Origin of the sequence: Bacillus sp. 2205SS5-2 (genome assembly GCF_037024155.1) — a bacterium.
GTDB lineage: Bacteria > Bacillota > Bacilli > Bacillales > Bacillaceae_K > Bacillus_CI.
The window spans coordinates 124,787-146,241 of the sequence record NZ_JAYKTS010000005.1 but is presented as its reverse complement, the minus strand read 5'-3'; the positions used below and the strand labels follow the sequence as shown (position 1 = coordinate 146,241).

At 37.4% G+C, this 21,455-nt stretch carries 17 protein-coding genes; 10 read left to right on the top strand and 7 right to left on the bottom strand.

Annotation, left to right across the window (positions count from 1 at the left end; genetic code table 11):
* The first annotated feature begins 93 nt into the window (after nucleotides 1-93).
* The 3 genes from U8D43_RS05500 to U8D43_RS05490 are packed head-to-tail and all read left to right on the top strand — an operon-like array spanning nucleotide 94 to nucleotide 3,915.
* Nucleotides 94-1,617 carry a phytoene desaturase family protein gene (locus U8D43_RS05500; RefSeq protein WP_335870052.1) on the top strand — a complete coding sequence of 508 codons (1,524 nt, stop codon included), beginning with the start codon at nucleotides 94-96 and terminating at the stop codon, nucleotides 1,615-1,617.
* The gene (locus tag U8D43_RS05495; RefSeq protein WP_335870050.1) at nucleotides 1,614-3,107 is read left to right on the top strand and encodes a phytoene desaturase family protein; all 1,494 of its coding nucleotides are present in this window, start codon (nucleotides 1,614-1,616) and stop codon (nucleotides 3,105-3,107) included. Before U8D43_RS05500 ends, U8D43_RS05495 begins: the two co-directional genes overlap by 4 nt.
* A complete protein-coding gene (locus tag U8D43_RS05490; protein WP_335870048.1) occupies nucleotides 3,076-3,915 on the top strand; it encodes a phytoene/squalene synthase family protein in 840 nt (279 codons plus the stop codon). Before U8D43_RS05495 ends, U8D43_RS05490 begins: the two co-directional genes overlap by 32 nt.
* 679 nt (nucleotides 3,916-4,594) lie before the next feature.
* On the opposite strand, the gene U8D43_RS05485 is transcribed toward U8D43_RS05490, so the two are convergent.
* Both U8D43_RS05485 and U8D43_RS05480 read right to left on the bottom strand, forming a co-directional pair.
* Entirely contained in the window at nucleotides 4,595-5,971 is a 1,377-nt protein-coding gene (locus U8D43_RS05485) for an ammonium transporter (protein WP_335870046.1), read from the bottom strand.
* A gap of 129 nt (nucleotides 5,972-6,100) precedes the next feature.
* The gene (locus U8D43_RS05480; protein ID WP_335870044.1) at nucleotides 6,101-6,442 is read right to left on the bottom strand and encodes a P-II family nitrogen regulator; all 342 of its coding nucleotides are present in this window, start codon (nucleotides 6,440-6,442) and stop codon (nucleotides 6,101-6,103) included.
* 255 nt (nucleotides 6,443-6,697) lie between these two features.
* Between U8D43_RS05480 and U8D43_RS05475 the strand changes: the two genes are divergently transcribed.
* Nucleotides 6,698-6,865 (top strand): hypothetical protein, encoded by a 168-nt coding sequence (locus U8D43_RS05475; protein ID WP_335870042.1) that lies wholly within the window; start codon nucleotides 6,698-6,700, stop codon nucleotides 6,863-6,865.
* 427 nt (nucleotides 6,866-7,292) lie between these two features.
* Here the strand turns inward: U8D43_RS05475 and U8D43_RS05470 are convergent, their stop codons facing one another.
* Entirely contained in the window at nucleotides 7,293-8,645 is a 1,353-nt protein-coding gene (locus tag U8D43_RS05470; RefSeq protein WP_335870040.1) for an MATE family efflux transporter, read from the bottom strand.
* Nucleotides 8,646-8,713: 68 nt separating this feature from the next.
* A complete protein-coding gene (locus U8D43_RS05465; RefSeq protein ID WP_335870038.1) occupies nucleotides 8,714-10,471 on the bottom strand; it encodes an alpha-glycosidase in 1,758 nt (585 codons plus the stop codon).
* 302 nt (nucleotides 10,472-10,773) lie between these two features.
* On the opposite strand from U8D43_RS05465, the gene U8D43_RS05460 reads away from it, so the two are divergent.
* The 5 genes from U8D43_RS05460 (at nucleotide 10,774) to U8D43_RS05440 (ending at nucleotide 17,530) form a co-directional block, all read left to right on the top strand.
* Entirely contained in the window at nucleotides 10,774-12,054 is a 1,281-nt protein-coding gene (locus tag U8D43_RS05460) for an extracellular solute-binding protein (protein ID WP_335870036.1), read from the top strand.
* Nucleotides 12,055-12,203: 149 nt separating this feature from the next.
* Nucleotides 12,204-13,487 carry a carbohydrate ABC transporter permease gene (locus U8D43_RS05455; protein ID WP_335870034.1) on the top strand — a complete coding sequence of 428 codons (1,284 nt, stop codon included), beginning with the start codon at nucleotides 12,204-12,206 and terminating at the stop codon, nucleotides 13,485-13,487.
* Nucleotide 13,488: 1 nt separating this feature from the next.
* Nucleotides 13,489-14,331 carry a sugar ABC transporter permease gene (locus U8D43_RS05450; RefSeq protein WP_335870032.1) on the top strand — a complete coding sequence of 281 codons (843 nt, stop codon included), beginning with the start codon at nucleotides 13,489-13,491 and terminating at the stop codon, nucleotides 14,329-14,331.
* A gap of 36 nt (nucleotides 14,332-14,367) precedes the next feature.
* Nucleotides 14,368-15,909: an alpha-amylase family glycosyl hydrolase gene (locus U8D43_RS05445; protein ID WP_335870030.1), complete on the top strand. Its 1,542-nt coding sequence runs from the start codon at nucleotides 14,368-14,370 to the stop codon at nucleotides 15,907-15,909.
* A 586-nt stretch (nucleotides 15,910-16,495) separates the two neighbouring features.
* Nucleotides 16,496-17,530, top strand: coding sequence for a LacI family DNA-binding transcriptional regulator (locus U8D43_RS05440; RefSeq protein ID WP_335870029.1), 1,035 nt, complete (start codon nucleotides 16,496-16,498; stop codon nucleotides 17,528-17,530).
* Nucleotides 17,531-18,276: 746 nt separating this feature from the next.
* On the opposite strand, the gene U8D43_RS05435 is transcribed toward U8D43_RS05440, so the two are convergent.
* The 3 genes from U8D43_RS05435 to U8D43_RS05425 form a co-directional block, all read right to left on the bottom strand.
* Nucleotides 18,277-19,140, bottom strand: coding sequence for an SDR family oxidoreductase (locus tag U8D43_RS05435; protein ID WP_335870028.1), 864 nt, complete (start codon nucleotides 19,138-19,140; stop codon nucleotides 18,277-18,279).
* A 270-nt stretch (nucleotides 19,141-19,410) separates the two neighbouring features.
* The gene (locus U8D43_RS05430) at nucleotides 19,411-19,542 is read right to left on the bottom strand and encodes a DUF3941 domain-containing protein (RefSeq protein ID WP_335870027.1); all 132 of its coding nucleotides are present in this window, start codon (nucleotides 19,540-19,542) and stop codon (nucleotides 19,411-19,413) included.
* A gap of 59 nt (nucleotides 19,543-19,601) precedes the next feature.
* Entirely contained in the window at nucleotides 19,602-20,456 is an 855-nt protein-coding gene (locus tag U8D43_RS05425) for a DegV family protein (RefSeq protein ID WP_335870025.1), read from the bottom strand.
* Between the two features lie 146 nt (nucleotides 20,457-20,602).
* Between U8D43_RS05425 and U8D43_RS05420 the strand changes: the two genes are divergently transcribed.
* Complete coding sequence (locus U8D43_RS05420; RefSeq protein WP_335870023.1) at nucleotides 20,603-21,454, top strand: YitT family protein; 852 nt, start codon at nucleotides 20,603-20,605, stop codon at nucleotides 21,452-21,454.
* Nucleotide 21,455 lies beyond the last annotated feature (1 nt).

Below are 21,455 nucleotides of genomic sequence, written 5' to 3'. Positions count from 1 at the left end.
GTATTCAAAATCGTGCATGTATATTATAAATGATGTACATACCGTATAAGTATTGTATAATATATGTATAGTTAAAATAAGGAGGGTGGACGGATGGCAAAGAAAGTCGCGATTATAGGCGCTGGTCCTGGTGGATTGGCTGCAGCAATGCTTTTAGCTTATAAAGGCTATAACGTACAAATTTATGAAAAACAATCGTTTGTTGGAGGCAGAAATGGGTCCTTTACGCTAGGGGACTTTGTCTTTGATATTGGTCCAACTTTTCTCAGTATGCCTGAAATCGCAGAAGAATTGTTTGAAGCAAGTGGAAGGAATCTTCATGATTATGTCGACCTGATTGAACTAAACGAGATGTATGAACTGGTTTTTCCTGATAAAAAGGTGTCGATGTGGAAAGATCCTAAAAAGATGAGAACGGAAATTGAACGGCATTATCCAGGGAACTCAGAGGGATATGAGCGATTTATGAATGATACCAGAAAGAAAATGGAAAAATTAAAACCCATTTTACAAAGTCCGATGGATGGATACTATCAATATATTAGCTGGAAAGTGCTACGAGCTCTTCCTCAATTATCACTTGGAAAAAGTCTTCATGAAGTGCTTTCTTCTTATTTCAGTGCGGAACAACTTCGATTAGCCTTTACCTTTCAATCCAAATATTTAGGAATGAGCCCATGGGAGTGTCCAGGAGCATTTTCTATTCTTTCTTTTATGGAACATGAGTATGGAATATTTCATCCAATTGGTGGGGTCAACCAATTGTCAAAAGCAATGGCAAAAGTTGTGGAAGAGCTCGGTGGAACCATTCACTTGAACTCATCTGTATCCAAGTTGTGGGTGAAAAAAAATAAGCAAGTAAAGGGACTAAGATTAGAGTCTGGAGTAAAAGTAATAGCGGATGAAGTCATAGTTAATGGAGATTTTGCTTATGTAATGAGTAATTTAGTAGAAGATGGTGTGTTAAAAAAATATAGTAAAAAGAATTTAGCAAAAAAGAAGTATTCTTGTTCTACCTTTATGATCTATCTGGGGGTAAATAAAACATACAATCTCCCTCATCATACGATTTGCTTTGCGGAAGAGTACAAAAAAAATGTAGAAGAAATCACAAAAATGATGGTGCTACCAGAAGATCCCTCGATTTATATCCAAAACGCTTCAGTCACCGATTCAACTTTAGCGCCTGAAGGGAAATCAGCTTTATATATTTTAGCACCTGTCCCTAATAACCTTAGTCAATTAGATTGGGAGAAACAAGAGCCGTTGTTTAGAGATCTTATATTAGACAGCGTTGAAAATAAAACTGGCTTTCATGATATTCGTGAACACATTGAAGTGGAACAAATACTGTCACCAAGAGTATGGGAACAAGAATTTTTAGTGTATGAAGGTGCGACATTTAATCTAGGTCACCAACTTACACAGATGATGGCGTTACGTCCACATAATAAATTTGAAGAATTAGAGAATTGTTGGCTAGTCGGTGGAGGTACGCACCCTGGTAGTGGTCTTCCTACCATACTAGAGTCAGCAAGAATCACGACAAATTTAATTCTAAAACAAGATTTATCTTTTACTAAAAAAGTGTCGAAAGAAGTGGAGAGAGCCTTATGAAAACAGCTATTGTAGGAGGGGGAGTGGGAGGAATCATGGCGGCCCTTTTTCTTGTTAAGGAAGGGTTTGATGTGACCATTTATGAGAAAGAAGAAAGACTAGGCGGGCGCCTTACTTTTGTAGAAAAAGATGGATACAAAATAGATAAAGGTCCCACCATCGTTCTTCTCCCAGAAATGCTGAGCGAATTGCTTTTTCAAGCCGGGATTCAAGAAGACGAATATTCATTACAAAGGTGTGACCCATTGTATGATATTCACTTTGCGAATGGAGAGACCTATACAAAACACGCTTCAGTTGATCAACAAGTAAAAGAAATTCAGAAGAAATATCCAGGTAATGAAGAGGGTTTCAAGCGTTTTATGGAAGATATGAAAGAGCGATTTGAATTAGGCAAGCCTCAGTTTTTGCAGGAGTCGTTTGTTAAAAAGATAAATTTGATTAAACCGAAAACAATCTCGGCTCTGTATAAACTAAAAGCGTTTCAATCTGTATCGAAGCAACTAGAGAATTATTTCACTGCGGAAGAATTAAGAATTGCTTATGCTCTGCAAACACTGTATATCGGAGGTAATCCATATGAAACTCCGGCAATATACAGTTTAGTTTCATATAGTGAGCATGAGCACGGAATTTACTACTTAGAAGGTGGTTATGCTAGTTTAATTGAGGTGCTTGAAAAAGCATGCGAAAGAAAAGGGATTAACATTGTTAAAAATGCGTATGTATCAAACATCATTAAAAATCAAGATGTTGCAACGGGTCTAGTTGTGAATGATGAAATAATCGCTGCTAATAGTATTATTCTTAATGGTGACTTGCCTGTTGTGCAAAGATTGGTCTCGATAAACAAACCGTACGTTCCCTCTTCGTCATGTTTGCTGTTGTATATGGGAATTGACGGTATTTACGAAAATGCATCCCTTCACCAATTTTATATGAGTACTTCCTTTAAAGAGACAATGATCGATGTTTTCAAAAATAAGCAAATTCCAATAAATCCTTGTTATTATGTTTTTCATCCTTCTCTCGTAGATTCTACACTAGCACCCGACGGAAAGGGAGTTCTCTATACTCTTGTTCCAGTGCCTAGTGCAGGAGTAGTGGATTGGGATATAGAAAAAGATTTATTAGCAGAACGGATCATCACCTCAATGGAGAAAAATGGTTTTCCAGAACTCAAAAAAAGAATTGATTGGATAGAAATAAGGAGTCCTAAGGAAGCTATGGCTGAGGGGTTGTTTCAAGGAGGAAGCTTTGGAATCGCACCTGTCTTAGGACAATCAGGACCGTTTCGACCACAATTACAGCCGTTTAAAGAGAAGAATATTTTTGCTGTTGGTGCCTCCATTCATCCCGGTGGTGGAATCCCAATTGTAATGCAGGGGGCAAAATTATTATCTGAGTATATGATCAATGAATATGCAACTCATTCTTCAGGGAAGGAAGTGACTATTCATGAAAATATCAGCGGCCTACGCACAATGTGAAGTAATTATTAAGGAAAACAGTAAAACATTTTATCGTGCGTTTTCATTATTACCAAAACGGCAGAAGAAAGCGGTTTGGGCCATTTATGCGTTTTGTCGAATGGTAGATGACATTGTAGATGAACATGAACATCCTCAAGAAGAATTAGCTCGTTTTGAGAAACAATTTTCTGATTTTTTAAAGGGTTTATTTGAGAAAGAGAACCCGATGTGGGTAGCACTCAATGATGTTTTTGAACGATTTCCCTTAAATATTGAAGTTTTTTGGGACATGATTAAAGGACAAAGGATGGACATTCAAGAACGAAATTATGAAACGGTAGATGATGTATTGGATTATTCATACCACGTGGCTGGGACTGTCGGTTTGATGTTACTTCCCGTTCTTGCCCCGAATAATGAACATCGATTACGACAAGGAGCCATCCATCTTGGGTATGCTATGCAACTGACAAATATTCTTCGTGATATCGGTGAAGATTTGGATCGTAATCGAGTTTATCTACCTGTTGAAGTGCTGGAAAGGCATCAATATAGCTTGAAAGATTTGAGACAAAGAAAGAAAAGTGAGGCCTTTGTTTCAATTTGGGAGGAATTGGCTCAATTAGCTGAATATCACTACGAATTAGCGCTAGAATCAATACACTTATATCCTCTGTATTCGCGGACGCCTGTCCATGGAGCGGCCCTAATATATCGAGCAATTTTAAATGAGGTTCGTCAAAATCATTATGATGTTTTCCAAATGAGAAGCTTTGTAACGAGTGAAAAAAAGAAAGAAATTTTGGCCATGATGATGAGTTCATAAGTAGCAGAAATTTTCTTATTTGTAGAAAAAGGAGCCCTTAGAAGGCCCTTTTTCATGATGAAATAGTTTGAGTAATCTTATCAAGTAATTCGGAAAGGGAATAGCTTAATCTCGTAAACAAACTGTTGGTTCTTCAAACAAATCAGGACGGTCGTAAATAGGTTTCTAGTTGAATGATATCATTCATTCTTATTGATTCTTCCTAGTTCCTTACACATTTCACGAGAGAGTTTGAAGCAAAAAACAATTCATTCACAAGAGGAGTAGAATCGGTTTTTAGCGGTGCAGTTGAAACCTCTTTACTTGTGGTTCTTCCTGTGAAATACTTGGAACCTCAGCAAATAGCGGGTTAATAGTGGCTAAGAACAATACAAATCTATGCAAAAAATTTTTTCGTGCAGATTAATGTTATTTCATCTAATTATTGATTCAATCCTTCATTTTGATGTTTACCTATCAAGAATAGACGAGAAGATACCTGAAGCAAAGCTATCTAACAGTTTATGGACTGGTTCCGAAAAACAACAATCTTTGCAAAACAAATATACACGAAAATCAGTTTTAGTATGATAGAGAGTGCTATCTTTAACTTATTTTATGTGATTGAGCGATCGATGAAAATGAAAAGAATCTAATAAATAATGAGTAGTCACACTAAAATGTGACTACTCACAGAAGGCTAATTTAATGTTTTCTTGATTGACGAAGAATTACTAATACCGTTTAATCGTTCCACTAAATCTGATCCAAACGGGGTTATTGAGGTAGATTTAGAGTCAAAGATTGTTTCTCGTAATTCATACGCACTAGATCCATGCTCAGTGAAATCAAGGCCAGCAATCTCTTCTTCTTTCGAAACTCTAATTCCACGAAATTTCCAGATGATAAATACTAAGCCTCCAGAGATGAGAGCAGTCAAAACTATGACGGAAAGAACGCCAACCATTTGTATGAAAAGTAAACTCAATCCACCTCCAAAAAATAATCCATTTGAAACATCAAACAATCCGACTGCTAGAGTTCCCCAAATTCCACAAATACCATGAACGGCAATCGCTCCAACAGGATCATCTATCTTAAACTTTACATCAATAACACGTACGGCTTCAACGAGTAGGATTCCTGCAACCAACCCAATGAGGATTGATCCAAAAAAAGACACATTGGCACACCCAGCAGTGATTCCTACTAAACCACCTAATGCACCATTTAAAGTTAGAGATGCATCGATTCGATTAAATCGCAACTGTGTGTAGAAAGCAGCGGAGATAATCGCGCCAGATGCTGCGAGTAAAGTTGTAGTAATCACATGGGGGACAAGGGAGGGGTCAGCTGCTAATGAGCTACCACCATTAAAACCAAACCAACCGAACCATAATATAAATACACCTAATGCTCCAATTGGAATATTATGTCCAGGAATGGCGTTAACTTTGTTGTTTGTGTATTTTCCAATTCGAGGCCCCAGGAAGAAAACGGTGGTCAGTGCTGCAACAGCTCCAGTTAAATGAACGACAGAAGAACCAGCAAAATCAACAAAACCGAGTGTTGATAACCAGCCACCCCCCCATATCCAGTGACCTATGATTGGATAGATAAGGCCTGTCATCACGATCGTTAATAGCAAATAACTTTGAAGTCTCATACGCTCTGCGACGACTCCCGAGATAATAGTGGCACATGTAGCAGCAAAAACAGCTTGAAATAAGAAAAATCCAACATCATCGACATTCGCTAATAGAAATCCATCAGTTCCAATAAATCCGTTGAACGAATTTCCAAACATTACTCCGTAGCCAATAATAAAATAAAGTGTAGATGCAATAGCTACGGTAAGGAAATTCTTCATTAATATATTTAAAGTGTTCTTACTTCGTGTAAAACCAGCCTCAACCATTGCGAAGCCAGCGTGCATAAAAAAAACCAAAATTGCAGCGATCATCATCCAGGTTGAATCGACTGCTGCTTGGACAGATTGTACAGTTGGTGTAGCCGCAGAAACCGGTGTGGAAACCAGAAATAGAAGTGATAATAACCCCAAAACTATTTTTATCATCATCATTTCCTCCTTTAGTTTTTTCGGTCAACATAGATCTCTTTAGATTATGAGACTTGAGTTGACGGATGATCAGCAGTAAATCGTCGTCTAAAAAAATCAATTTTTTACTCAAGGGAGAATATTTATCTATAAAACAGCATCTCTACCTCGTTCACCTGAACGAATACGAATAACGTCTTCTACTGGATAAATGAATATTTTTCCATCTCCTATCGTTTCTGTTGAACAGGTGAAAATAATAACATTGATAATTTCTTCTAGTTTTTCTTCATCAATGAACATTTCTACTTTCACTCGTGGAACGAGTTGGATTTCAAACGCAGTACCACGAAAGATACCTTGTTTTCCTTTTTGTTTTCCACAGCCGGCTGCTTCTGATACGGTTAATCCGCTAATACCGACACCTGAAAGTCCATCTTTTAATTGTTGAAAGGCTTCTGGTCGTATGATTGCTTCGATCTTTTTCATAACAGTCCTCCTTATGTTAGTTTTTCTTACATTTAATTGTTATTACCCCTATCATATTCAGAAAAATAAAAAAATTCAAGTGTTTTTTATTTAGGAACCGCTTAAATGTTAGTAAAGTTAACATATATATACTACCAAGAGGGAAAACATAGAAAATACAAGATCATAAGCGAGCTTGCTTCGATCAACTGAATCATTTTTTTTGAAGGCTGTTTTCGCAAAAAGCGGAAGTGGCTGCCCTGCGGCGTCAGGCAAATGAAGAACTCGGAGGTGATGCCTGCATCGCTGGAGGGTTATACATTTGACCCCGAGCCGCAAGCCACTGCAGCTGGATCGCAAAAAGCGGAAGTGGCTGCCCTGCGGCGTCAGGCAAATGAAGAACTCGGAGGTGATGCCTGCATCGCTGGAGGGTTATACATTTGACCCCGAGCCTCAAAGCCATGGCAGCTGGAACCGTCTATTTTTGATGGAAATCTACAGTGAAGGCGAAGTGGAGGATTAGGTCAAAAATCCGATGGAATAACCAAATTGTTATACGAAAAGAGCCATTTAATAATAGGGCTTGGCTTTAATAGAACAAACTTCACACAAAAAGCTCAGAGTTCTTATATGAATCTGAGCTTTCTGTGTGAGATATAGCTGGTAATTTTAAGTTTTCTCCACAAAACTGAACACCTTTTTATGAAACCTCTTTTCGCATACTTAGTTGCTGTAGCATACAAAAAAATGTAGGAAACACTCTTTTCTTCCCACATTTCGGGTTAAAAATGATGCGGAAAGGTGCCTGAAGACATTCTTCCTCACGATAGGAGGGCTAATTCGAAAAGCCACAATTTATCGAAAACAGCCTTTATGAAAGAGGTTCTTCTTTTACAAAGTTTTTTCGAATCCAAACCTTAGACTTCCACCTTCGTAGCATAATCAATCCTCTGAGCCACTCATCGACAATGAAGGACATCCAGACACCTACGAGACCTAAACCAAAGTAAATGCCTAGTATATATGAAAGTGTCACACTCACTCCCCACATAGATAATATACCGATGAAAACAGGGTATTTGACATCACCGGCTGCTCTAAGAGCGTTGATGATGACTAAGTTAAAGCTTCTTCCCGGTTCTAAAATAATAGTTAAGAAAATTAGAACACTTCCTGAAGCAATGATTTCAGGATTATCCGTGAAGATGGCCAGAAGATTTTTTGAAAATATGGAAAAGATAACTGACATAAAAAAAGAAATTGTAATTCCAATCCGCAAACTCTTTATGCACCTCTGATACGCTTGCTCAAATTTTTGAGCTCCTACTTGATGTCCAATCAAGATTTGTGTTCCTTGACTAATAGCGAAACTAAATAAAAATATGAACATCATAATATTCTGGGTGTATACTTTTGTCGTTAACGCTTGTGTACCTAGCATCGTAATAAAGTAGGTAATCACTATTTGAGAACCATTATAGGAAAGATGTTCCCCTGCAGACGGAACTCCAATCCGGAGTAAATTCGACAAATGGCTTTTTGGAAGCTTGAAGAGTGAGAGAATGGTAAAAGTAGAGTTCGTTCGTTTGTACATGAGAAAAAGAGCAACTATTAATCCGATTAATCGACTAGTTATCGTAGAGATGGCAACTCCTTTCACACCTAAAATTGGTGCTCCGAATGCTCCGAAGATGAATACATAATTTCCGAATGCATTTAATGCGTTCATACCTAGGGTGATATACATTGCATCCCGAGTGAACCCGTAGCTTCTGATGATGGCTCCAACAGTCATTATAAGGGCTTGTATGAAGGCGAATCCACCAACGATTTTTAAATATATAGCTGCTTCAGGTAGTAATTCTCCAGGTAAATCCATTAACATTAAAAGAGGTTGACTAAATAAAAGCAACACTCCACTTAATGCTAGTCCAAATACTAAATTAGCACCAAGAGCAACGACTGAAATCTCCCCCGCGGTCCCATCATTTTTGGCGCCGAGATTTTGGGCGATGAGGATGGACGTTCCTGTTGCCACAAATCCAAACATAACGATGATGATTGAGAGGATTTGATTGGCAACACCAACAGCGGCAACAGACTCATCAGAGAATTGACTAAGCATAAGGGTGTCGGCGTTCCCCATCAGCATATGTAGAAAAATCTCAATGAATATAGGCCAGGTTAAGGAAAAGAGTGTCAATTTTTTCTGGTTTTTAGACATGTGAATACTCCTTATTCACAAAAAGAGAAGGATGACCGCTTACCGGCCATCCTTTCCAATCTGTGTTACTAAATGTATAAAATGCTAAACTCATAGGCACCCAATTCTGCGACAAGGGTAGGAGAATCAGCTGCGAATTCTTTGTTATTCCAAACATCGCGAATAACTTTTCCTTGTAAATTGAATGGAATGGTATACTTCACGTTCTCTTCCCCTGTGTTTAGAAGGATTAACATTGTATGATGACCATCCGATTTAGTAAAAGCTACGACATTTTCGTGTAATTCTGGTGGAAGGAAGGTGAACGTTCCTTCGTTTGCAAGTAATGTGTGTTCTTTTCTCAAGGATAATAACTTTTGAATATGTTGGAATAAATCTAAGTCTTGCTTATTTTTATCCCATTCCATACACTTGCGGCATCCAGGATCTTGTTCACCAGTCATGCCGATTTCATCTCCGTAGTAAATACAAGGAGTTCCAGTAAACGTAAGCATAAAGTTGTATATCTGTTTCATTCTCGCTTTGTTTTCACCGCAAACAGTTAGCACGCGAGGGGTGTCGTGACTATCTACAAGATTGAAGGCAACAGAATTGACCGTTGTTGGGTACATATGATTTACGTTGGTCATGTTTTCGACAAATTGCTTAGCGTTAATGGTTTGTTTCGCAAATAAATTCAGGATATTATTAGTAAATGGATAGTTCATCACAGCGTCAAATTGATCCCCGAGTAGCCAAGGCATAGAATCATGCCATATTTCTCCTAAAATATATAAGTCTGGTTTGATTGCTCGTACTTCTTTGCGGAAATCACGCCAAAATTCGTGATCGACCTCATTGGCCACATCCAATCGCCAGCCATCAATATTAAATTCTTCTATCCAATAACGTCCTACCTGAAGTAAAAAGTCCTTTACATCAGGATTGGCGGTATTTAATTTCGGCATTTCAGGAACAAATCCAAATGTATCATAGTTTGGAAGTGGTTCCATTACCAGTGGGAATTCTTTTAAGTGAAACCATTCTTTGTAAAGTGATTTTTCTTGATGTTTTAATACGTCTTGGAATTGTGGGAAGAAAAATCCACTATGATTAAACACAGCATCTAACATTACTTTGATACCATTCGCATGACAAGTTTCAACTAATATCTTCATTTCTTCCTTAGTTCCAAATTGAGGATCAATGTCTAAATAGTCAATCGTATCGTATTTATGGTTAGAATAGGCTTTGAAGATCGGTGTAAAATAGATCCCTGAAATACCTAGCTCTTTCAAGTAAGGGATGTTTTTGGTGACACCTTCCAAATCCCCACCAAAGAAGTTTGTAGTGGTAGGTTCCGCACTACCCCAAGGTAAAGCTCCATCGGGGTCATTGCTTGTATTTCCATTCGCGAATCTTTCTGGGAAAATTTGATACCAAACGGTGTCTTTTACCCAATCAGGTGCATCAAAAACCTCATTGTCATGGAGGAAAGGAATGCAAAAATAATAGGCAACATCTGCTGGTGGAGTCGATTCAAAACCTTTGTCTCCAAGGAATATTGTTTCCTTATCATCTTGAAGTAGAAATCCGTAACGGAGTCTTCTGAATTCAGGTTTAATTGATGCAAACCAATAATCGAATAGGTCGTCAGATCCACTTTTTATCATTGGGATTTGCGAATAACTCCACTTATCTTCATTCCAATCATAAGGATCACCGTAAAGTAGTGTAACGTTTTCAACATCATGTTTTTTTGTGCGTAAACGAATATGTAGAGTGTCATTAGTGCAAGCGTATGCATAATTATCTTGAGGACGATGATAAATTGCTTCTTTAATCATTGAGAAACCTCCTTTTTTAAAATTTCAACTAAAGACTAGTGGAATCGAGTAGGAAAGTCAATGAATATCATGTATTATGACAAAAATGTTAAAATGCTTACATGAAATCTCATAAACTATAATTTTTTTTTGAAAAAACTATTGTCAAACTATAGATTGTAAGTATAATGAAAAGTAGATTGTGCAATCGTTTTCACAGCGAGTTATGAAAGCGTTATAATGGTCTTTGCTTACATAATCTTGCAAACGTTTGTCCAATCTATAAGAAGCACAAAATTATACTCAATATAGGAGGGGTCATAATGAAGAAATCATTAGGACTATTGATGGCATTATTACTTGTAATCGGCGTTTTAGCAGCTTGTGGACCAAAGGACGAGGAAGATACTGGTTCGAAAAACGAAGACAAAACAGATGCGACAGAAAATGATAATAAGCCGGAAAAACTAATTGTTTGGGAAGACCAAAAAAAATCTGGATGGCTTGACAAAGTTGCAGCAGATTTCGAAGAAGAATATGGAATTGAAGTTGAATTTAAAGAAGTTGAAATGGCTTCGAAAATGAGAGAACAAATTCGTCTAGATGGTCCTGCAGGCACTGGCCCAGATGTATTCACTCTACCTCATGATCAAATCGGTGAAATGGCACTTGCAGGTCATGTAGCAGGGCTAGAAGTTGATCAAGAAGTATTAGATCGTTTCACAGAATCCTCAATTGATGCGCAAACATATGATGGTGCTCTTTATGGATTACCAAAATCTTCAGAAACACCTGTTTTAGTTTATAACAAAGCTTTATTACCAGAAGCTCCAGCTACAATGGACGAGCTTTATGACATCTCTAAAAAAGCTGAAGAAGGAAAATTCGGATTCTTAGCTCTTTGGGATAACTACTATTTTGCTCATGGTGTAATTGGCGGATATGGCGGATATGTATTTGAAAACGTTGATGGAGCACTAGATCCTAAGTCTCTAGGTCTTAATAACGATGGTGCAGTAGAAGGTGTTGCTTATATTCAAAAATGGTATGATGAAAACCTATTTCCAAGTGGTATCGTTGGGGAAAACGGCGGAGCAGCAATGGATGCTTTATTCCAAGAAGGACAAGCGGTTGCTGTAATGAATGGACCATGGTCTTTCTCTTCATATAAAGACGCTGGTGTAGATATCGGTATGTCTGCAATGCCAACTCTTCCAAACGGAGAACATATGAAAACATTTATGGGTGTTAAAGGATGGCATGTTTCTGGCTATTCTGAAAATCAAGAGTGGGCACAGAAGTTCGTCGAATTCATCACTTCAGATGACAACTCAAAATATCGTTTTGAACAAACTAACGAAGTTCCAACAAACGTAGCACTTATTGAAGATCCAGCAATTGCTGAAAATGAAGGTGCAAAAGCGGTAGCTGAACAATCTCAATATGCAGTTCCAATGCCAAATATTCCTGAAATGGGAGAAGTTTGGGGAGCAATGGCTGACGCACTACAAACGGTTGTAACAGGTAAACAAGAGGCGAAACCAGCTGCAGATGGTGCAGTAGATCAAATTAAGCAAAATATTGAAGCAAACCACTCTAACTAACTGAAAGTGATAGTGGTACTTTAGATAAGTACTGCTATCACTTTTCCTTAAAATGTATCTTCTTGAAAATCTTTTTGAGATAGAAATGATTTCTGTTTGAAAAAGCTTTTTAAGCTTAAAAAATGATGTAGTAGAAAGGGGAATGTAGGATGGTTCAAGAATCCTATCAAACCAAACATCGAAAAACAGCCTTAGCCCTTTCCGTAATACCTGGGTTAGGTCAGTTGTATAATAAGCAGTCTTTAAAGGGTGGATCATTCTTAATCCTAGCCGCTGCGTTTTTCTATGTGTTTTATGACTTACTGAACATGGGACTATGGGGAATATTTACATTAGGTGAACAAACACCACGTGATCACTCAATCTTTTTAATGGTAAACGGAATATTAGCAATCATCATTCTTATCTTTGGTCTCATATTCTATAGCTTCAATCTATATGATGCTTACAAAAATGGTGAGAAAAGAGATCGTGGTGAGAAATTGAGCACGATTCGTGAACAATATCGAAATTTAGTAGATAGTGGCTTTCCATACTTAATTATCTCGCCAGGATTTCTGTTATTGATTTTTGTTGTTATATTTCCGATTATATTTGTTGTATTATTAGCGTTTACTAACTATGACTTATACCATTCACCACCGGCAAAATTGGTTGATTGGGTTGGTTTCCAAAATTTTGTTCAAATATTCCAAATTCCAATTTGGCGTAAAACATTTTTTGATGTATTAGCATGGACACTTGTTTGGACTTTCGGAGCAACAACTCTGCAAGTATCATTAGGAATCTTTCTAGCTATTGTCATCAATCAAAAGGATTTAAAAGGAAAAGCCATTATACGAACGGTTTTTATCTTACCTTGGGCCATTCCAGCCTTCGTCTCAATCCTTGTATTTGCAGGGATGTTCAATGAATCCTTTGGAACGATCAATCGGGACATACTTGGGTTTCTCGGTATGGGAGAAATTCCTTGGATGACAGAGCCACTCTACACACGCTTAGCTCTAATAGCGATTCAAGCATGGCTAGGGTTCCCGTTCATTTTTGCGATGACAACAGGGGTATTACAATCCATTCCGAATGAATTATACGAAGCTGCAACAGTTGACGGGGCATCAGCCTTTCAGAAGTTTAAGCGAATCACTTTACCACTAGTTCTATTTGCGACAGCACCTATTTTAATCACGCAGTTTACGTTTAACTTTAATAACTTCAACGTAATCTACCTCTTTAATGGAGGCGGACCTGCACTGTCAGGAACGAATGCGGGTGGCACGGACATCTTGATTTCATGGATTTATAGCTTAACAATGTCATCTGCTCAATATTCGAAGGCGGCGGCCATTACATTACTACTATCGATCTTTGTCATCTCGGTCGCATTATGGCAATTTAGAAGAACGAAATCATTCCAAGAAGAGGATATGATGTAATATGAATTTAAAAAGACAGAAATACATCAGACTGACACTTTCATATACGGTTATTGCGATTATGTTTGCCATCATTCTTTACCCAGTTGCCTGGATTATAGGATCTTCTTTTAACCCAGGACAAAGCTTGTCAGGATCAAGCATAATCCCTAAAAATGCAACACTTGCACACTACAAAGAATTATTTGATTTAGATCAATCCAATTACTTGTATTGGTATTGGAACTCGATTAAAGTCAGTGTATTGACTATGTTCTTCACCGTACTAACGGTTAGCTTAACAGCGTACGCATTCTCTCGCTATCGTTTTGTTGGTCGTAAGAATGGGCTGCTTACCTTTTTGGTTTTACAAATGATTCCCAATTTTGCAGCGCTAATTGCCATCTTTGTATTAGCACTCCAAACGGGATTATTAGATTCACATTTAGGATTAATTTTAGTGTACGTTGCCGGTCAAATCCCGATGAATACATGGTTAATGAAAGGCTATTTGGATACTATTCCGAAAGAACTTGATGAGTCTGCAAAAATGGACGGTGCAGGACATATGCGTATTTATTTCCAAATCGTTATGCCATTAGCAAAACCAATTATCGCAGTTGTTGCCTTATTCTCATTTATTTCGCCGTTCGCAGACTTTATCCTAGCCAGTATTTTATTACGAACCGAAGAAAAATTCACACTACCGGTTGGTTTATATGATTTAGTTGCTAAACAATTTGGAGCGGAGTTTACCACATTTGCTGCTGGATCAGTATTAATTGCCGTTCCAATCGCTTTGTTATTCTTAAGTTTCCAAAAGTATTTTGTCTCAGGATTGACGGCAGGTGGTACAAAGGGTTAATCTAAAAATAAAATAGTAAACTGAGGAGGAGCGGCGATGAAAAGAAGATTTAGCTTTCTTTTAATCCCGTTTCTTCTTTTTTATGCTCTACCAACAGGAGCCGCTGAAAAAGAAGAACGACGATGGCAAGATGAAACAATGTATTTTATAATGGTGGATCGCTTTTTAAATGAAGAGAATAATAATGATTTTGACGTTAATTTAGATGATCCTAGAGCCTACCATGGCGGAGACTTCAAAGGGATAATGAGTCAGCTTGATTATATTCAAGAAATGGGCTTTACCTCCATTTGGCTCACTCCTATTTTCAACAATGAAGACAAAGGCTACCATGGGTATTGGATTAGCGATTTTTACAATACAGAAGAGCATTTTGGTACGTTGGAGGAATTTAAACTTTTAGTCGAGGAAGCTCATAAACGGGATTTGAAAGTAGTATTGGATTTTGTTGTCAATCATGTGGGGCCTAATCATGAGTGGGTGTCAGATCCTGAGAAAAGTAATTGGTTACATGATAAAAAATCCATTACGAACTGGAAAGACGATGCAGATGTACAAAATAGCTGGTTATACGACCTCCCAGATTTGAACACTGAAAACCCTGACGTACAGGAGTATTTATTTGAGGCAGCCAAGTGGTGGATAGAAGAAACAAATATTGATGGCTATCGACTGGATACTGTACGTCATGTACCAGCTGCATTTTGGGAAAAATTCGCTCAAGAAGTGAAATCGGTCAATAAAGACTTTTATTTATTAGGTGAAGTGTATGATAAAGATCCCAAGAACATTGCCAAATATGCTGAAACCGGAATTGATGGCTTTGTCGATTTTCCGCAAAATGATGAGTTACGTAATGTATTCAAAACGACAGATATTCCATTAGATCGTTTACCAAATTATTGGAACTATAACGAGACATTCTACAAGGATCCTTATTTAATGGGTACATTTATTGATAATCATGATATGTCGCGATTTACAATGCTTGCAGCTGAAGAAAATCAATTTCCACCAACAAGGTGGAAGCAAGCACTAGCGTATATGTATACAGTACCAGGAATTCCAATCGTTTATTACGGATCTGAAATTGCTCTTAACGGTGGAGAAGACCCAGATAATAGACGACTAATGAATTTTAAAACGGACAAAGATTTAATTGAATATATTACAAAACTAGGTCAACTTCGTCAAGACCTTCCAGCTCTTACAAGGGGAACAATTGAAGAAATCGATCACGATGGGACAATGTTAGTTTATAAAAGAAAATTTGAAGATGAAACAATCATCGTTGCGATAAATGATAGTAGCGAAACACAAACCATCAAAATAAATGCTGCTGAATTTGATCAGGACAAGGAACTCCGGGGATTACTCGCAGGAGATAAGGTTAACGAAGATAACGGTGTATTCTCTATCGTATTGGACCGAGAGACTACGGAAATCTATGCTGTAGCGGATGAGAGTGGATTAAATATCGGGTTTATTTCTGCGCTCACTTTGGTCTATGTATTATTTTTAGGATTTATTTATTTAATTTGGAAGCAAAGCCGAAAAAAACGACTTGAGAAAAAATAGGAGTGCTTGAATGGAGTGGAATTTTTGATTCGAGGGGGAATAGATTTCTTCCAATGTGTCAATGTGAAACCTTTTTTGTCTTTTGTAAAGGCTCTTTTCGTCTACATTGTTGATATTTAGATTAATTTTAGATCGGATATTCCATTTTAGTAGTGATACACATCAAAATTAAACGGATAAACGCCGCGTACTAAAGAGATATCATCGAAAATAGACTGGTTCGAAGAGCAATAAACTTTGCGAAAACAGGAATTCTAAAACAAGTTTGCAAAAGACAAAAAAGTATTTTTCATAAAAATTATTGTAAAATAGTAAAAATACCGGAAAAATGACCGATGAAATCTGGAGGCAGGAGAGCAAGACGTATTATAATCACCTAGTTGAAAATAATAAGGATTACTCTTCTAACAAAATCTACTTTCCACAACCCATTAATGCAGTAGACATTAGCAAACCTAAAGTAAGCGCTTTAAAAAAATAGATTCAAGTGAATCCATTAATATGAAACCATCTATTCGAGCAGTGAAAATAGAAAGTTAATATTGCTTCAACTATAACTAAGTAGTTTTTGAAGGGAGGGAAAATCATGGCGGTAACAATTAAAGATGTAGCAAAAGTAGCAAATGTTGCTCCGTCTACTGTGTCAAGGGTCATAGCTAACAATCCGAGAATCAGTGAAAAAACAAAACAAAAAGTTCGTGAAGCCATGAGCCAATTAGGGTACCACCCTAACTTTATTGCTCGTAGCCTTGCCAACCAATCAACTCAGGTGTTAGGTTTGGTAATGCCAAGTTCTGGGGATATCTTTTTCCAAAACCCATTCTTTTCAACTGTGTTAAGGGGGTTGAGTGAAGGGGCGCATGAAAAGCATTTTGCGCTACAAATGACGACAGGACAAACGAACGATGAAATTTTTGAAGGAGTCGTCCAAATGGTGCAAGGTGGTCGTGTCGACGGTGTGGTAATGCTTTATTCCAAAGTAGAAGATAAAACGATGATGTATTTAAAAGAGCGCAATTTTCCATTTGTCATGATTGGAAAACCATTTAAATACGTAGAGGAAATTACTCATGTGGATAATGATAACTTCAGAGCTGCAAAAGAGGTAACACAATATCTTTTGAGGTTAGGTCATGATCGGATCGCTTTTATTGGTGGAGATATAAATTTAGTTGTGACAATTGAAAGGTTATTAGGGTATGAAAAAGCGCTACGGGAAGCAGGAATTCCTCTGCAGGAAGAGTATATTATTCAGCAGGAATTTTTAAAAGAAGGTGGACAGGAGGCTGTTCGCTATCTAATGAAATTAAACGCGCCCCCTACTGCATTAGTTGTAGCAGATGATCTTATGGCACTAGGTGTTGTCAATACCTTAACAGAACTACAAATAATGGTACCAAAGGATCTATCGATTATCAGCTTTAACAATGATATGCTATCTGAAATGTCACGTCCACCTTTGACTTCGATGGATATCAATATTTTTGATTTAGGCTATCAAGCAGCGAAGACGTTAATTCAGATGGTCGAAAACAAGAATGAACCAGTCAAACGAATTATCGTGCCACATAAGCTTATTGAACGCCAATCATGTGAAGTCTTAACAACATCCAAGATTTAATAGGAAAGCGTAAAATGTCCGCTAGTCGACGACTCGCATATGACAAGGACTAGACAGAGACGTACTTTGCCTCATAAGGGGGCTTGGCTTATGACCTTGAGTCCATGGTACTTGGAGCTAGAAACTGACAACGTTTTAAAAATATATACATTTTACTTTCTAAAAAGGCTATTATCGTAAAGTTTGTTGCTTTTGGTACCAGCTTTTAAACTGTGACCTAGCATGGTTTTGGGTCAACTTTTCGTAAATAATTGAATGTAATATCTGCAAAAGTAGATATTTACCCAAAATGATGGATCAATAACAACAATGTATACGAAAGAGTCTTTAAAAAAGGCTGTTTTCGCAATGATTGTGGCTTTTTGTATCCATTAATATTCTATGATATGGCTTGTCTCGGGCATCTTTTCGTCTGTTTTTGATCGAAATCAACAGGGAAATGGAGGATTTATTCAAAAATCAGATGAAATTGCCACAATGTATACGAAAAGAACCTTAAAAAACACCGAAAATATTCGGTGTTTTTCTTTTGGTTTGATAAATGCATATATTGGAAATGAACTTCATAGAAATTGATTTATGCCTAACCATAGATCAAAATGTTGAAAAATAGAATGATGCCTTCAAATTTAATGAAAAAAAGTTCACCAATCGTTCCGGAGGATTTAAGTTTAAAATATCGCTGATATACAGTCATTTATGGAAATAGCTAGGTTTGATGCTGCAAGAGCTAGAGAGTATTCACGTTACCCATTGACAATAACCCCACCATTCACATGAATCACTTGTCCTGATACATAACTTGAATCTTCACTTGCAAGGTAAACATACGCAGGGGCCAGTTCACAAGGTTGACCGGCGCGACCCATTGGAGTGTTTGAACCAAAGGTTGCGACTTTTTCTGCTGAAAAGGTAGATGGAATTAAGGGAGTCCATATTGGCCCTGGAGCCACTCCGTTTACACGAATACCCTGTTCGGCTAGAGATTCTGCTAACGATCGAGTGAAGGTAACAATAGCACCTTTTGTTGAAGCGTAGTCGATTAATGATTTATGACCTTGATAAGCAGTAATGGATGTTGTATTGATAATAGATGCTCCTTGATTTAAGTGAGGAAGTGCAGCCTTAGTCAAATAGAAAAATGAAAAAATATTGGTTTTGAATGTTCGTTCAAGCTGTTCGGCCGAAATTTGTAATATGCTATTTTGTGGATGTTGTTCTGCAGCGTTATTAACAAGAACGTTTACTTGCCCTAAGTCACGAATGGTGTTTGCTACTACTTCCCCGCAAAAGGATTCACTTCCTAAATCTCCGCTGTATAATACACATTTTCTTCCTTCCTTTTCAATGAGAGCTTTTGTTTTGTTAGCGTCTTGATGTTCTTCCAGATAAACTATAGCAATATCGGCCCCTTCTTTAGCAAAATATAGAGCAACCGATTTTCCGATTCCACTGTCGCCACCTGAAATTAGAGCGACTTTATTTTGTAATTTACCACTCCCTTTATAGTTGTCATTTACATATTTTGATTGAGGTTTCATTTCGTCTTCTGTTCCAGGTTGATGATCTTGATGTTGAGGGGGAAAAGTTGGTTTTTGCTGCTTTGACATCGAATCTCTCCTTTGAAAAAAATTAGAATTTTGATGCTCTCACAATTAGTCTTCATGGTCTTATTAAACAGTTATGAAATAAGGTTTGATACCTAGGCGCGAAAAAGAGATCCCTTTAATTGAAAGGCTGTTTTCGAAAAATTTGTTGCTTTTCGGATCAGTTTATCATCATTGGTATAGAGGGTTTAATCAAAAATTAGATGAAATAGCCCCAAGGTATAGGAATAAAACAATTGGAAAAAGACTAGCCGTAGTGGCTAGTCTTCTAGGTTATAAATGATCGGTTTTTTTAGAGAATTGTTGTTTTCCGGCTTGTCGATTCTTCTCTTTTTCTAAATTCTTTTCGTGTCTGCATGCTTGCTTGTCTTGTGCTTTTTTATCGTTATCTGAAGTATGCGGCATAGTTGTTACTCCTTTCACCATGTTAACCTTAGTTTTCCATAGTGAAAGAAAAGTATGTATTACTGCTTGTTTAAGAAAAATATAGCAAGAGTTCCAGGTCCGGCGTGAGCTCCAACGGCACTGCCAATTGTATGGATGTAAAAGTCAGTGGTCCCAAATTTTTCTTGAATTAATTGCTGCATTTCCTGAGCGAGAGCCAGGTCATCCCCGTGACTAATTCCGATGGTTTGGTCTTCCAACGAGTCACCACGTTCATCCATTAAAAATAAGATTCGCTGAATTAACTTTTTTCGCCCTCTGAGCTTTTCAATGGGTACCAATTTTCCTTCTTCAACATGTAGCAAGGGTTTGATGTTTAGTAAACCACCAATAAAGGCAGATGCTTTGCTCACACGTCCTCCTCTTGCCATATATTCAAGATCTTCTACGGTGAAGAGATGTTCCATATGGTGAATCTGTTGGTGGATTTGTGATAGAACTTCTTCTTTTGTCCCCCCCTTTTCCACTTGCTCAGTTGCATTTTTTACTACAAGCCCGTATCCAAGAGAAGCACACTTCGAATCGATAATAGTTAAATCGAGTTGAGGATACTGCTCTTTTACTTGTTCTTTCACCATTAACGCTGTCCCAAATGTGCCAGAAAGCTCAGAAGAAAAGGCAACATAAATTCCAGTTTCGTTATTCTCTGCAATTGAAATAAAAATCTTTTCTAGTGTAAGGGGGGAAGCTTGGGACGTTTTCGGTAATTTGCCATTCCGAATAGCATCGTATACTTGCTCTGGTTGAATTGAAATCAAGTCTTCATATTCATTCTGATCAATATGCACCCTAAGAGGAATGAGTTCTGTATACTCTTTCTCAAAAAAGGTATAAGGTAAATCGCAGGCACTGTCGGCCAAAATTTTAATCGTCATACTTTCACCTTCTCCATTTATCGTGTTACATTATTACTTGTGTACTTTATTCTAGTGTAGCGATTTAAAAAGGAAATAACAAAGATTTTGTGTTTATTTACCGTTATTAGGATAAGTATACAACAGTAAGAGTAAGGAGGATACAGATGTCAAAAGATATTATATTAGAAATTAAGAAATTTTCAATAGTTCTAATAGGAGCACTTTTGAATGCAATAGCTCTTAATTTGTTTTTAATACCTGCCAATGTGTATGCTGGAGGATTCACTGGGGTTGCCCAACTTCTTTCAAGTATCATTACGGATAACACACCGTTTTCTATTTCGACAGGGATATTATTATTATTACTAAACATTCCCGTCACAATATTAGGGTGGATCAAAGTTGGGAAAAGTTTTACAATATACAGCTTTGTTTCGGTAGTATCAATGTCGTTTTTTTTAGAAATAATCCCAGTAAATGAAATTTCACCTGATATTATCTTAAATGCGATTTTTGGTGGGGTGATTGGTGCTATAGGTGTAGGGCTCACTCTAAAATGGGGAGCTTCAACCGGCGGTATGGATATTATTGCTATGTTATTATCTAAAATGAAGGATAGACCTGTGGGAATCTATTTTTTTATCATGAATGGAGTCATCATCATTAGCGCTGGTGCCCTTTATGGCTGGGAAAATGCGTTGTACACATTAGTTGGGTTATATGCATCTACAAGAGTAATCGATGCGATTCATACCCGTCATGAAAAATTAACAGCGATGATTATTACAAAAAAATCGAAAGAATTAAAACAAGCAATTCATTCTAAAATGGTCCGGGGCATTACCACCGTACCAGCTAAGGGTGCCTTCTCAAATGAGAGCAAAGAAATGATGATTATTGTTATTACTCGATATGAATTATTTGATTTAGAACACATTATAAAAGAAGTTGATCCGACAGCCTTTACAAACATTGTTCAGACGACAGGAATTTTCGGCTTTTTTAGAAAAGACTAAG